A 14,625-nucleotide genomic window follows, 5' to 3' on the forward strand; every position below is an offset into this window, starting at 1 on the left:
TGTTGATAAGCTGGATTAGAAACTTATTTTCTCGCTCGTTTTAGAGCTTGTAATGTATAATCCTAGATACGTTATTAATCCGTTTAGTACAATTAATTCATTATCAAAGACATATCCTGCAAATAAAAATTTCGAATTTTCATTAATTATATAAGTGAAAAATGGAGACAATAAACAGATTATCGGCACTAATTTGTCGTTTACATTTCTTGATTTTTGGAATAAGCCAAAAGCGTATAATCCTAATAATGGACCATAAGTATAAGAAGCCACTTTGAAGATCATTCCAACCACTGAGCTGTCGTTTATGGCATTAAAAACCAAGATGATAAAAAACACTAATACAGAAAAACTGATGTGTACCAAATGTCTAATTTTTACGGTGTTTTTCTTGTGACTGTTTTCTGCTTTGTCCATTCCTAAAAAGTCAACGCAGAAAGAAGTTGTCAAAGCCGTTAAAGCCGAATCTGTTGTAGCAAAAGTCGCCGCAATAATTCCTAATAAAAACACAATTGCAGGAACAAGTGCCAAATGATTTAAAGCAATTTCTGGAAATAATAAATCGGTTCTTGGTTTTCCTGTCACTAAATCTGTCGGAACAGCGATTCCGTTTTTGTTGGCGTAGATGTATAATAACGCTCCAACGCTCAAAAAGAAAATATTGATGATGACAAAAATTCCCGTAAAAGTGAACATGTTTTTTTGTGCTTCTCCAATGTTCTTACAGCTCAGATTTTTTTGCATTAAATCTTGATCCAGACCTGTCATGGCAATAGTTACGAACATTCCGCCTAAAATTTGTTTGACGAAATGAAATTTACTTCCCATAAAATCCTCAAAGAAAAAGATCTTAGAATAATTGCTGTTTTTTACTTCTTCAAAAGCGGTAATGGCACCTAAATCCATTTGATCACAAATAAAATAAATGGTCAAGAAAACAGAAGTCACTAAGAAGAAAGTCTGTAAAGTATCGGTAATAATAATCGTTTTTAATCCGCCTCTGTAGGTATATGAGAAAATAAGCAGTAGCGAAATTAAAACTGTAAAAGCAAACGGAATATTATAAAAATCGAACACAAAACGCTGTAAAACAATTACAACCAAATAAAGTCTAAACGCTGAGCTAATCGTTCGGCTGATTAAGAAAATAGAAGCGGCTGTCTTGTAGCTAAAAAATCCCATTCTTTGTTCTATATAACCATAAATAGAAGTCAGATTCATTCTATAATACAAAGGCAGCAATACTTTTGTAATAACAATAAATCCTAATGCATTACCCAAAACAAACTGAAAATATTTGAATTGCTCTCCGCTGGCAGCGCCAACTTCTCCAGGAACCGATATGAAAGTCACTCCTGAAAGTGCGGTTCCAATCATTCCGAAAGCAACTAAATACCATTTTGAATTTTTATTGGCTGTAAAGAAAGCTTCATTTCCGCTGTCTTTCTTGCTCACTCGGTGCGAGATATAAAATAAGGTTCCGAAATAAATTATAATTAAAATAAGAATGGTACTTGGTGTCATTTTATAATTTGGTAGTTTTTGGTTTTTTACAAATTTATTTAAACCCGTTGGGTGTAATTATTTTTCAACACATAGAAACATAGATTATACAAATTAAAAAAAGGCATTTCACTAATTTAAATGCACATAGCTTAGCTAGGTGTTAAAGATAAATAAAAGCGACTTTTTTTAATTGACCTGACAGATTTTAATCTCTCAGGTCGGTGTTAAAAACTCCAAAAAATGAATTTATTCAGGTTTTGAATTTGTATAAATCTATAAAAGATTTTAATAGTGTGGTTTAGATTTCCTGATTTTTGTTGTGTGCCAGTAAAACAGCTCTTACGCTTTTGTGTTTATGCAGCAATTCTTCGGCTACTTCATACTCAATTCCCAATTCTTCCATGATCATTTTGATACCGCGTTTTACCAGTTTTTCGTTAGATAACTGCATATCAACCATTTTGTTTCCTTTTACTTTTCCAAGTTTGATCATTACCGAAGTAGAAATCATATTCAAGGTCAATTTTTGAGCAGTTCCAGCTTTCATTCTTGTACTTCCAGTTAAGAATTCAGGCCCTACAATGAGTTCGATTGGATAATCAGCTTCTTGTGCAATAAGTCCGTTGCTGATGCAAGAAATACTTCCTGTTTTGATATTATGCTCTTTTGCTTTTTTAAGAGCTCCTAAAACGTAAGGCGTGTTTCCAGAAGCCGCAATTCCAATTATCATATCTAAGCTCGAAATTTCGAATTTGGCTAAATCTTTCCAAGCTTGTTCGGTATCGTCTTCGGCATTTTCAACCGCTTTTCTAATCGCGGTGTCTCCACCTGCAATAATTCCGATAATCATATCATGCGAAACGCCAAAAGTAGGCGGACATTCTGATGCATCTAAAATTCCGATTCTTCCAGAAGTTCCTGCTCCGATATAAAATAATCTTCCGCCCAACTGCATTTTTTTTACAATGGCTTTAACTAGTTTTTCTATTTTAGGAATCTGTTCTTCAATAATATGCGGAACTTTTTTGTCTTCTGTATTAATGTTCGTAAGAAGTTCTTTCACACTCATTTGATCCAAATCTTTATACAAAGATTCTTGTTCAGTTTCAGGATTTTTATTTTTCATTTTTCTTTTTTTTTGATTTTTGAAATCCATATTCTGGATTTCGATATTTTTTATACAGAATGTTTTTTTGACTTAGCCTATAGCTTATGGATGTTTTTTTAAAACACATAGAGACATAGCTTTTTGGAGTCTATTAAAAAGACGTTTCACTAACAATAAAACACATAGCTATGTGTACTTTGGTGAAACTTTGACAAAGTTGTAAGCGTCCATCTATGTGTGGAGAAACGAGTTTCTCTTCTAAACTCTTTTTCCAGAAAATAAAAATCTATGTGTCTATGTGTTAAAAAAAAATTACTAATAAATTAAATACTGCTTTCTCATTTTTTTAAAAGCTTCAAGGTCTTTTTGCCACGTTTTTCTGATCTCACTTTCAGAAACACCGCTCTCAATTTGCTGCTGTAATTTTTTTGTTCCTGCCAGTTTGGTAAAAAATCCATTGAAGAATTTTGTTTTATCGCTGGTGTTTTGATAGGCTTTAATCAGCCATTTTAATTCTAACTGTTTTAGTCTTGGATACGCTGTTAAGTCTTCGCCAAAACATTCTTTTCCGTTATATAAAGGATCTTTTGCACCAAAATTTGGCTTTGGCGTAAAGCTGAAATTTATTTTAGTTAAATAAGGCGAACCATAAATTTGAAATTGCTTTTCGGTTCCGCGTCCCATACTTACGTTTGTTCCTTCAAAAAGGCATAAACTTGCATAAAGATTTATCGATTGGTCGTTAGGCAAATTTGGAGACGGTTTTACCAATAAACTGTAAGGCATTGTTCTTTTATAATCAACACAAGGAATTACGGTTAGTTTGCATTGAGCGCCATCTCTTAGCCATTTTTGACCATTTACCATTTGTGCATATTCGCCAATTGTCATTCCGTGAAGGAGCGGAATAGGGTGCATGCCGACAAAACTTGTAAATTCTTTTTCTAAAAGTGGTCCGTCAACAATAGCACCATTTGGATTTGGACGATCCAAAACGATAAGCGGAATGTTGTTTTCTGCACAAGCTTCCATCACATAATGCAACGAAGAAATATACGTGTAAAATCTTGCGCCCACATCTTGAAGATCAAAAATCATAACATCAAGACCAGATAACTGCGCTGGTTTTGGTTTTTTGTTGTCGCCATAAAGAGATATAATCGGCAAACCTGTTTTTGGATCTTTTCCGTCTACGATGTGTTCTCCAGCATCGGCAGTTCCTCTAAATCCGTGTTCGGGAGCAAAAATGGTTTGAACTGCTATTTTTTTCTCCAAAAGAAAATCGACTACATGAGTTTTATCGGTTAAAATTCCAGTTTGATTGGTAACGATTCCGACTTTTTTATTTTGTAAAAGTGGAAGGTATTTTTCGTAATTGTCGGCTCCGGTTTTTATGGTTGCATAATTAATTTCTGCTGAACGATTCGTTTCAATTGATCGATTTTCAGCCGAATAAGATGGCGCAGAAAAAAGAATTGTTGCAACAAAAGTGCTTTTTGCTATAAATTTTATCATTTTTAATACAGTTTATTAGTTAAGAAAAATGGACTAATAAAATTACTATTTTATCGGAGTATATGTATGTTTAAAGTAGATTGGGGATCTAAAAAACTAAGATTTGAAAACCTGAATTTTCAGGGTGAAATTCTATTAGGTCTCTTTTATCACTCTAGTGGTGTTTAAAAAAGAGTATTTTAAAATACTGCCTCTAAAATTTCTCATTTCAGAGGCAGTTTATATGTGTAATTATCCTGTTTTTACTGAATTACCAGCCTGGATTTTGTTTTAATTCTACACCTTGAGCTTTGTATAAATCAATGTCATTTGTTGGAATGTTCATTAAATAGTGTTTAGGCTCAAAAGTTCTGGTGCTTACTGGGTATATTTTTACATAACCGTTTGCGTCTACTACTGTTTGAGAACCAACAGGAGAGCCAATTCTTGCACCAAGATTTACATCAGGGTTTTTATTAGTATCCAAATAATCTCCTTTTTTCCAACGGTAGATATCAGCTTGTCTTAAAGTGGTCCAGCTCATGAATTCAATTTGACGCTCACGACGAACCTCCCAAATTAACGGATTCACAACGCCAGAAATTTGCTCTAAAGAAGAAGTTCTTCTTGGATCATTAATTTGTACGCCATTTGCAGAAGCATTAATTCCGTCTGTTGTTAAAGGAGCAATTCCTGCACGTGCACGAACTTTGTTGATAGACAAATCTAGATCGCTATTGGTTGCGTTTCCTAATTCAGCGCAAGCTTCAGCATAATTTAAATAAACTTCGCTTAAAGTAAATAGCGGAGCATCTGTGTAGTTACGTCCTCCAGTAGTAACATCTGGACCAGTTGTAGCGGGATTGTTGTACAATTCAAACACATATCCAGACATTGAAACCAAAGCAGTGGTTCCAAAAGGTTTTCCTTTGTAACCGTAATTTGCAGGATTCACTGTTTTACCAAAACGCGGATCTCTGTTAGTAAATGTTTTTTCTGCAGTGTCGTCACCAGCATATTGGCTATTTCCTGCTTGCTGAATTGGCAATCCGTTTGTTGTAACATAACTGTCAGCAGCCCATTTTGTTAAGCCGTACTGAATTGTTGAGGTATTGGTATAGTTTTGAAGAGAGTGCATTAGTACGTTTGTTAAATAACGTTTTGCCAATATCACTTCTGTATTTCCAAGCAATTCAACAGAATTGTAAAGTCCTTTCCAATCTGCATTTAGTTTATAAGCAGGATTATTCATTACTAATAATGAATTAGCTTTTGCTTTGTTTAAATAAGCACTTCCATCTTGTCCTAAATGATATTTTCTGTAAGTTCCTTCGTAGATACAAACATTACTTAATGCTGCATAAGCAGTATATTTATTTACAGTAATGTTTTTATCATCAGCTACGAGCATTAAGTTTGCAGCTTCTTCTAAATCGGCAATTGCCTTGTCTATTACCTGCGCTCTTGGTGTTGCAGGAGCATAAACTGCAGGATCACTTTGAGCTAAATATTTGTCTGTGTAAGGAACATCGCCCATTTTTTGAGCTAAACGGAAGTAAGTGTAACCTCTAAAAAATTTAGCCACTCCAATGTAATGGTTCTTTTTGTCTTGCGGCATATTTACAGTTGGCACTTTTTCAAGCATCAGATTACAGCGACGGATCAGTGTATAATACTCATTCCATGAATAAGTATTTGTTGTTGCTGCTGTAATAGGCATTTGATAAAAAGTAAAAGCAGCAAGGTTGTCGTCTACTTTATAGTCAGAACCATGGTAATAGAAAGAAGAAAGTCCAATTGTTGTGCCGTTTCCATAGCCATAAAAAGTATCATAGTTAAGCCAAGAGAACGTTTTTACGTTATCTTCAGACTGCCAAAAATTATCATTGGTAAATTTATCTGCAGGATCATCTGTTAAGTAGTCTGAACAACTAACAGCATTCATTCCTATTAATGCTGTAGCAAACATTAGCAGAAATTTAGATTTTATAATTGATTTTTTCATTTTAAAAGTTTTTGAATTTGTTAGTATTAGAAAGATAAATCAACTCCAACTGACCATGTTTTGGTGTAAGGATAAGCTCTTCCCCAGAAAACTTCTGTTTCATCGATTTCAGGGTCAACAGGAAGACGTTTGTCTTTCCATGTCAGTAAGTTTTCTCCCGAAGTATATAATCTTACTTTTTCTAATCCTGCTTTTTTTACAATAGCTGTTGGTAAATTATAGCCAAGAGTAAAGTTTTTTAGACGGAAATAAGACATGTCCAGCAAATATCTTGTTTGGGTAATAAAATTGTTCATACCATTTGTGTTACCTCCAAATGCGGTAGACTCGTTTCCGTAATAAGGATTTGGAAAATAAGCTCCTGTGTTTTCTGGTGTCCAATAATCTGCTTGGTTAGCATACATTTGCTGTGGTGCACGGTAGAAAGGCAAAACAGCATCTGAAGCCGCCCAGTAATCACGTTTTCCTACTCCTTGGAAGAAAACAGAAAGATCAAATCCATGTAACTTTCCTCCTAAAGTAATACCATATTTATAACGAGGCGTAGAGTTTCCTATTTTACTTAAATCTCCGTGATCGTTTGCAGTTCCAGCACCACGAGTTATTGCTCCATCGCCATTTGTATCAACATAATGTACATCTCCCGCGCCATATCTAAAATTACCTAGCATTGTTTTAGAGTAATCTATTCCGTTTACTGTTTTACCATTATTGGTAATTACGTCATCAGCTTGTAATAATCGATCACTAGTTAAACCCCAAATCTGACCAATTTCGTAACCTTCATAGTAAGTGCTAAGTAGCTTTGAAGAATTATTCCATTTAGTAACAACTGATTGGTAATCTGATAGCGCAAGATCAACAAATACAGAAGCATTTTCTCCTAATTGTTTGTTGAAGTTCAAAGCCAATTCCCATCCTCTTGTTCGCATATTTCCTGAGTTTGTCTGCGCAGCACTCTGACCGAATGATCCTGGTAGTGTGATTCCTGGAGCGAGCATTCCTTTTGTGTCCCTTTGATACCAGTCAAATGAAGCGCCAAGCATATCAAATATTTTAATGTCAATACCTATGTCTTTAGTATATACTTTTTCCCATGTTAATGCTGGGTCAACGTTAGTTGGTAATCCCGTAGATGGTGGAATTGTTGTTCCACTACCGATCCATGATGGGTTAGAAGCATTTAATAAAGATAAGAATGCATTATTACCAACGTTTTGATTTCCGATAGATCCGATTGAAGCACGAAGTTTAAGATCACTTAACCAGTCACGAGTACCTTCCATGAATTTTTCATTAGAAATTTTGTATCCAACCGAAGCAGAAGGGAAAAAGCCCCATTGTTCGCTTGTTGGGAATCTAGAAGAACCATCATAACGTCCGTTTAATTCTAAAAGGTAAATTCCGTTATAATCATAATTAATTCGAGCAAAGAAACCTGCAATAGAATAGGTTGTTTCAGCTGGGTTCAAAGTAGTATTTGTAGCTCCCGAAACAAACTGCTCGCCAACTGCAAGATTAAATTCTGGTTTTGATTTATCTAATAAAGTGTTTCTTCTTGCGTAGTTACGAGAGAAATCCTGCCACTCCGAGTTAAAACCTCCTAAGAATTTAAAGTTATGATTTCCTAATTGTTTTTTGTAGTTACCATAAATGTTAACCACATTTGTAGTCGATTCTGCTTTAGATTGTGCTACGTAATCATTACCAGCTTCAAGAGTTGCTGGTGTGGCAGTTTGTATAGTGTTAGCATCATAAGGCATTGCAGACCAGCTGTCCCAAGCCAAAAACTTACCACCGTTTTGTTTTCTATTGTAAAAATCATTAACGCTGCTTACCTCGGCAATTAAATTAAGATCTTTGGTAATATCAGCCGTAAATCTGGCGCTTAATCGAGTGTTGCGCCTATTGTTTTCGTTTCTTGAAGCATTAGAAATATATCCTCCAGCTGTGCGGAAATTATATCCTCTATAGGTTCCAAAATTTGGGAAGTATTGCCCCCAGCGAAGTGCATAACCAAAATAACCTCCATATCCTGTATCATCTGTACCAGAACCTCCATAATAGTTAAATGGCTGGTCGTATTGACTATTGATAGTCATTACTTTGAAATCTCCAGTAAGCCACTCAGCCAGCTTAGTAGTAAAGCCTAAGTTGATGTTAATTCTTTGTCTTTTTTCCTGATTTACACGTAACATACCATCTTGGTTAGTTAGACCAAATGATGCAAAGAAAGAGCTCTTTTCTCCTAGATTTCCTTGTGCAGAAAGATTGTGTGTAGTCTGAACAGCATTGCTAGCATATAATTCTTTATTAGCATCCCAAACTCTGTAGAAATAAGGTGTACCATTTTTAATTTCCCAGTCTTCTCCGTAAACCATTTCATGGCTGGTGCGGTTGTTGGCATATTTCTCTTTCCAGTTTTTAATTCCATCCAATAAAATACTGTAGTTCTGTCCAAAAATCTCTGGCGTTGAGCCGTCAGTTCTGGTTCCAGCAGCAATTAATCCCGGAATTTCTTCTGTTGGGTCTAAGAATTTAAGCGTAGAAATAGGGTTGGTAAAAGCAGTATTGGCAGAATAAGAAAATCTCACTTTTCCTTCGCCAGTTTTTCCTCCTTTTGTAGTAATAAGCACAACACCAAAAGCAGCACGCGCACCATAAATTGAAGCAGAAGCTGCGTCTTTTAGAACGGACATTGTTGCAATATCATTCGGGTTGATCAGAGATAAATCTGTTGGAACACCATCTACCAATATTAAAGGAGCATCAGAGCCGTTAATAGTTCCTGCACCACGTATATTAATGTTAGCAGCGCGATTGATATTTCCAGAGTTGAAAGCCACATTTACACCAGGTGTGGTTCCCTGTAACGCTTTACTAACATCAGTTAAAGGTCTATTTCCAATAGTTTTGGCAACATCAATATTAGCAACTGCGCCAGTTAAATTCGTTTTTTTCTGAGAAGCAAAACCCACAACCACTACTTCATCTAGTTTTGAGGTGCTTTCTGAAAGTCCAACATTTATTTTCTGTTGGCTTTCTACTTTAATAGATTGTGTTTCGTAGCCCATATAGCTAAAGCTAAGAGTTTGTGCCGGAGCTACAGAAATGCTATAGTTTCCATCAAAGTCAGTTGTAGTACCATTAGTTGTTCCTTGAATAACGACGCTAACTCCAGGAATTGGAATTCCGTCTGCTTTGCTTTTTACTGTTCCAGTAACTGTTTTTGCTTGTCCAAATGCTGTTTGAATGCACAAAAACAACACTGAAATGAAGAGTAATTTTTTCATGATTAATCTGGTTTTTTATGGTTGTTGTCGGACAAATATATTTATTTATTGCATACAAATGCGTTATTTTGTAATTTTTTTCGAAAAATAATTTGAATAACGCAAAATAACGCATAATTTGCTTCAAAATATTTATTTTATTTATTTGTAAAATCTAATAAATGCACGATTTTGCAGTTTTAAGAGGCTTTTCTACTATAAATTGAAATATTTGATATATTTGTGATGAATTTTAACTTTTATAAAAAAATGCTGAAAGCCGAAAGACATAAATACATAATGACTAAGCTTATTGAAGACCAAAAAGTTGTTACAACAGATTTAGCTTTGGCTCTCGATTTGTCGGAAGATACAATAAGGAGAGATTTGAACGAGTTGGACAGCAAAAAGCAGTTAGAGAAAGTATATGGCGGTGCAGTTCAAGTAAAACAGAAATCTGCAAATGTATTTGATATTGCAATTTCTGCTGAAGAAGAAAAAAAGAAAATCGTAACAAAAGCATTGTCTTTACTTCATGACGATCAAGTTATTATAATGAGCGGAGGAAGTACCAATCTCGTTTTTGCAAAGTTAATTCCTGCCGATTTAAAAGCTACTATATATACGTATAGTTTACCAATAGCGATGCAATTGTCTCAGCATCCCAATATCGATTTAATTTTTATTGGTGGAAAAATGCAGAAAAATGCAATGGTAACGATCGGTATGGACGTTATTCAAGTTGTTTCTAAAATTAAGGCCGATATTTGTTTCATCGGTGCCAGTAGCATCAACATCAAACAAGGGCTTACAGAAGTGGGCTATGAAATTTCTATCGTGAAAAAGGCAATGATAGAAGCTTCTGATAGAGTGGTTTCGATGTTTGCGTCTAATAAATTAAATACCAAAATGCCACACGGCGTTTGCGACCTCACGCAGCTGGATACGATTGTAACCGAATTGGAGCCAGAAGATGAAAGATTGGACGAATATAGAAAATCTGGTGTTTTTATACTATAATCCAAACTTATTTGAAATTGTTTTTGCGTTTTGTTGCGTTTTTGTAATTTAATTATGTTAAAAAACGCAAAATAATGTATTTGTATTCTTTTTGTATCTATATTTGTTAAAACTATTGCTTGTTAGTCAAATATATTTATGAAAACCTATCTCGTTTGAAGAAGTTCAAAGCAAATTGGCGCTTTAGTAAATATTTGATTTCTAATTAAGATTAGAATTTGTTTTGTTATTGATCGGTTTTTTAAAACTGAGATTAGAAATAAAACAATTATTAAAAAACCAAAAGCCACAGAACCAATTCAATGTCCGATTCTCTTCAACTACAAGAATTAGAAACCTCTTTAGAAGGAACTCTTTTTTATGATGAACTTCATAAAAAAATATACGCCACAGATGCCTCTGCTTATAGAATTATGCCTCTTGCCGTGGCAATTCCAAAATCAGAAAATGATATTGTCAATATTATTCGTTTTGCTTCCAAAAATAAGATTTCAATAACGCCAAGAACAGCCGGAACTTCTTTGGCGGGACAAACCGTTGGAAGCGGCATTATTGTAGATGTTTCGAAACATTTCAATAAAATTGTCGCTTTTGATCGCGAAAAGAAAACTGTAACCGTTCAGCCGGGAGTTATTCGCGACGAATTGAATTTATACTTAAAAACCCACGGATTGTTTTTTGCTCCAACGACATCAACCACAAATAGATGTATGATTGGCGGAATGGTCGGAAATAATTCTTCAGGAACAACCTCAATTCGTTATGGCGTTACCAGAGATAAAATTGTAGAAATAAAAGCAGTTTTAAGCGACGGATCTTCAGCAGTTTTTAAAGATTTAACTTCCGAAGAATTTATCGAGAAAACAAAAGGCGATTCTTTAGAAAGTAAAATTTATAAAACGATTTACGAAGAACTTTCGAACAAAGAAAATCAGGAAGAAATCTTAAGAGAATTTCCAAAACCAGAAATTCACAGACGAAATACAGGTTATGCAATTGATGCATTACTAAAATCGGAACTTTTCTCAGGTACAGAAAAAAACATCAATTTAGGAAAATTGCTTTGCGGAAGCGAAGGAACTTTGGCCTTCACAACAGAAGTTACTTTAAAAGTAGACGATGTTCCGCCGACAAATAATATTATGGTTGTCGCGCATTTTCATACCATTCAAGAAAGTTTAGAAGCGGTTGTTGTGGCTATGAAACATCATTTGTACACTTGCGAAATGATGGACGACACTATTTTGGATTGTACCAAAACGAATAGGGAACAAGCTAAAAATAGGTTTTTTATTGTGGGTGAACCAAAAGCGGTTATCATGCTCGAAGTGGGATCGCACATTAGTATGGAAGATGCCGAATGGCAAGCTGATGCTTTGATTAAAGATCTTCAAATTAATGGTTTCGGATATGCCTTGCCAAAAATTTACGGAGCAGATATTGACAAAGTAAATGAGGTTCGAAAAGCGGGTCTCGGACTTTTAGGAAGTATTGTGGGAGACGATAAAGCAGCCGATTCTATTGAAGACACCGCCGTAGAACTAAGCGATTTGCCAAATTATATTGCCGAATTTGCTGCCATGATGGAAAGTCAAGGGCAAAGCGCGATTTATTATGCGCACGCTGGAGCAGGTGAATTGCATTTGCGTCCGAAAATCAATTTAAAAACAAAAGATGGGTTACGTCAGTTTAGAAATTTATCGACTGAAGTGGCGCATTTAGTAAAAAAATATAGAGGTTCGTTAAGCGGTGAACACGGCGACGGAATTTTACGCGGTGAGTTTTTGCCTTTTATGATTGGCGATAAAAATTACGAATTGCTGAAACGAATCAAAAAAGCATTTGATCCTGACACTATTTTGAATGTTGGAAAAATTGTAAATGCTTCAAAAATGGATGAAAACCTGCGTTTTGAAGCCGGAAGAGTAGAACCAGAAATTAAAACGATTCAAGATTTCTCTGATAGTTTGGGCGTTTTACGCGCGGCAGAAAAATGCAACGGTTCGGGCGACTGCCGTAAATTGCCTTCAGCGGGCGGAACATTGTGTCCGAGCTATCGTGCGACCCGAAACGAAAAAGATACTACTCGCGCACGTGCCAACGCTTTACGCGAATATCTTACGAATTCGGAAAAAGAAAATAAATTCGATCACGAAGAATTATACAAGGTTTTTGAATTGTGCGTGAGCTGTAAAGCCTGTGCCAGCGAATGCCCGAGTAATGTAGATGTGGCGACTTTAAAAGCAGAATTTTTATATCAATATCAGAAAGCAAACGGATTTTCTTTCCGAAACAAGATGTTTGCTTTTAATTCTAAATTGAATGAATTGGGAAGCATTGCGCCGTCTGTTACCAATTGGGCTTCTAATCTTTCTTTCGTTAAAAAAAGAATGGGAATTGCTCCTGAAAGACAAGTTCCGTTATTGGCTCCCAAAACGTTTAGAAAATGGTATCAAGCCAACAAAAAACTTTATGCGAATAACGCTTTTGAAAACGGCAGCGTCTATCTTTTCTGTGATGAATTTACCAATTATTATGATGTTTCAGTCGGAATTGATGCGTACGAATTATTAACGAAATTAGGTTACAGAGTAATTGTAATCGATCATGAAGAAAGCGGAAGAGCTTTTATTTCGAAAGGTTTTCTAGAAGAAGCGCAGGAAATCGCGAATAAAAATGTCAATATTTTTAAAAATATAATTTCTGAAAATACACCTTTAATTGGCCTTGAACCTTCTGCTATTTTGACCTTTAGAGATGAATATTTAAGATTGGCCGGAGATAAAGAAAGTGCTGAAAAAATAGCCCAAAACACTTTTACGGTTGAAGAGTTTTTCAAAAGAGAAATTGCCTACGGAAAAATTCACGCGGGACAATTTTGTGAAAAAGAAAAAAGTATAAAAATTCACGGACATTGCCATCAGAAGTCATTAAGCTCGGTTGAAGCTTCTTTTGCGATGCTGAATATTCCAAAAAATAATACGGTGACCATTTACAATTCGGGCTGTTGCGGAATGGCGGGTTCTTTTGGTTATGAAAAAGAGCATTACGAAATCAGTATGAAAATGGGAGAAGATACGCTGTTTCCGAAAATTAGGGCAACGGAAGAAACAACCACAATTGCGGCTGCAGGAACCAGCTGCCGCCATCAGATTTTTGACGGAACGAGCAGAAAAGCCATGCATCCGGTAACTATTTTAAAGGATTGTTTGAAATAATTTTTTGTATTTTCCCTGAGCTTTTCAAAAATATTATTAAAAAAAACAACAGTAATGAAAAAAACAATTTACACCTTTTTATTCGCCTTTCTAATTTTTACAGCCAGAGCAGCAAAGGTTGATACGCTACAGGTTTTTAGTGCGTCGATGCAGAAGAATATTAAAACTTGTGTTATGGTTCCAGACAATTACAAAAAAAGCAAAAAAGCTTTTCCTGTGGTTTATCTGCTTCATGGTTACAGCGGAAATTATGGTTCTTGGGCAAAAGATTTTAAAGAACTCGGAAAACAAGTTGATCAATACGGTTTTATAGTGGTTGGTGTTGACGGAAATTATTCAAGCTGGTATTTTGACAGTCCGATCGATCCGAGTTTTAAGTACGAAACTTATGTGGTAAAAGAGTTGGTTCCTTTTATCGATAAACAATTTAGAACAATTGCAGATCGCAAAGCTCGAGCCATTTCTGGTTTGAGTATGGGCGGTCACGGCGCTTTGTATTTGTCATTTAGACATCAGGATGTATTTGGCGCAGCAGGAAGTATGAGCGGCGGTGTAGATTTTCGCCCTTTTCCTGAAAATTGGGACATTAAAAAACGATTGGGATCAATTACTGAAAATCGAGAAAATTGGGATAAAAACACGGTTACCAATATGCTTGATTTGGTAAAAGACAACAATTTAAAATTGATTATTGATTGCGGCGTTGACGATTTTTTCATGACGGTAAACAGAGAGCTTCATGCAAAAATGCTGGCTTCAAAAATAAATCACGATTATATCGAGCGTCCAGGAGAACATAATTTGAAGTACTGGGAAAATGCTTTAAAATATCAGCTTTTGTTTTTTCATGATTTCTTCAACGAAAGCATAAAAACAAAATAACGTAAAGTGTATTGCGAAACTACCGATAATTCGTAATGCATAAATTTTGGTTGGTTATCCCTAACAGGTTTTTTTTTAAGCCTGTTAGGTAATTTTTTTTGCCACAGATTATTTTTTTCG

The 14,625-nt window shown here is 35.3% G+C and carries 8 protein-coding genes; 3 read left to right on the forward strand and 5 right to left on the reverse strand.

Annotated features, from left to right (window positions below; genetic code table 11):
• Positions 1–15: 15 nt before the first annotated feature.
• From EG814_RS06305 to EG814_RS06325, 5 genes are all read right to left on the reverse strand, one after another.
• Complete coding sequence (locus EG814_RS06305; RefSeq protein ID WP_125720036.1) at positions 16–1,524, reverse strand: sodium:solute symporter; 1,509 nt, start codon at positions 1,522–1,524, stop codon at positions 16–18.
• Positions 1,525–1,804: 280 nt separating this feature from the next.
• Positions 1,805–2,632, reverse strand: coding sequence for an N-acetylmuramic acid 6-phosphate etherase (murQ, locus tag EG814_RS06310; protein ID WP_125720039.1), 828 nt, complete (start codon positions 2,630–2,632; stop codon positions 1,805–1,807).
• A gap of 297 nt (positions 2,633–2,929) precedes the next feature.
• Positions 2,930–4,129: an exo-beta-N-acetylmuramidase NamZ family protein gene (locus EG814_RS06315; RefSeq protein WP_125720041.1), complete on the reverse strand. Its 1,200-nt coding sequence runs from the start codon at positions 4,127–4,129 to the stop codon at positions 2,930–2,932.
• Positions 4,130–4,379: 250 nt separating this feature from the next.
• Entirely contained in the window at positions 4,380–6,113 is a 1,734-nt protein-coding gene (locus EG814_RS06320) for a RagB/SusD family nutrient uptake outer membrane protein (protein ID WP_125720043.1), read from the reverse strand.
• Positions 6,114–6,139: 26 nt separating this feature from the next.
• A complete protein-coding gene (locus EG814_RS06325; RefSeq protein WP_125720045.1) occupies positions 6,140–9,406 on the reverse strand; it encodes a SusC/RagA family TonB-linked outer membrane protein in 3,267 nt (1,088 codons plus the stop codon).
• A gap of 249 nt (positions 9,407–9,655) precedes the next feature.
• On the opposite strand from EG814_RS06325, the gene EG814_RS06330 reads away from it, so the two are divergent.
• The 3 genes from EG814_RS06330 (at position 9,656) to EG814_RS06340 (ending at position 14,505) form a co-directional block, all read left to right on the forward strand.
• On the forward strand, positions 9,656–10,405 hold the full coding sequence (locus EG814_RS06330) for a DeoR/GlpR family DNA-binding transcription regulator (RefSeq protein WP_125720047.1): 750 nt from the start codon (positions 9,656–9,658) through the stop codon (positions 10,403–10,405).
• Positions 10,406–10,707: 302 nt separating this feature from the next.
• Positions 10,708–13,623, forward strand: a complete 2,916-nt coding sequence (locus EG814_RS06335; RefSeq protein WP_125720049.1) for an FAD-binding and (Fe-S)-binding domain-containing protein — start codon at positions 10,708–10,710, stop codon at positions 13,621–13,623.
• A gap of 54 nt (positions 13,624–13,677) precedes the next feature.
• A complete protein-coding gene (locus EG814_RS06340; protein WP_125720051.1) occupies positions 13,678–14,505 on the forward strand; it encodes an alpha/beta hydrolase in 828 nt (275 codons plus the stop codon).
• The last annotated feature ends 120 nt before the right edge of the window (positions 14,506–14,625 follow it).

The sequence above is a fragment of the Flavobacterium ustbae genome, assembly GCF_003946915.1.
In the GTDB taxonomy this organism is placed as follows: domain Bacteria; phylum Bacteroidota; class Bacteroidia; order Flavobacteriales; family Flavobacteriaceae; genus Flavobacterium; species Flavobacterium ustbae.

What these genes read in the sequence shown, in the direction of transcription:
- EG814_RS06340 (WP_125720051.1), top strand. Translation starts at nt 13,678, where the DNA reads ATGAAAAAAACAATTTACACCTTTTTATTCGCCTTTCTAATTTTTACA.
- EG814_RS06320 (WP_125720043.1), bottom strand. Translation starts at nt 6,113, where the DNA reads ATGAAAAAATCAATTATAAAATCTAAATTTCTGCTAATGTTTGCTACA.
- EG814_RS06335 (WP_125720049.1), top strand. Translation starts at nt 10,708, where the DNA reads ATGTCCGATTCTCTTCAACTACAAGAATTAGAAACCTCTTTAGAAGGA.
- EG814_RS06330 (WP_125720047.1), top strand. Translation starts at nt 9,656, where the DNA reads ATGCTGAAAGCCGAAAGACATAAATACATAATGACTAAGCTTATTGAA.
- EG814_RS06325 (WP_125720045.1), bottom strand. Translation starts at nt 9,406, where the DNA reads ATGAAAAAATTACTCTTCATTTCAGTGTTGTTTTTGTGCATTCAAACA.
- EG814_RS06315 (WP_125720041.1), bottom strand. Translation starts at nt 4,129, where the DNA reads ATGATAAAATTTATAGCAAAAAGCACTTTTGTTGCAACAATTCTTTTT.
- EG814_RS06305 (WP_125720036.1), bottom strand. Translation starts at nt 1,524, where the DNA reads ATGACACCAAGTACCATTCTTATTTTAATTATAATTTATTTCGGAACC.
- murQ (WP_125720039.1), bottom strand. Translation starts at nt 2,632, where the DNA reads ATGAAAAATAAAAATCCTGAAACTGAACAAGAATCTTTGTATAAAGAT.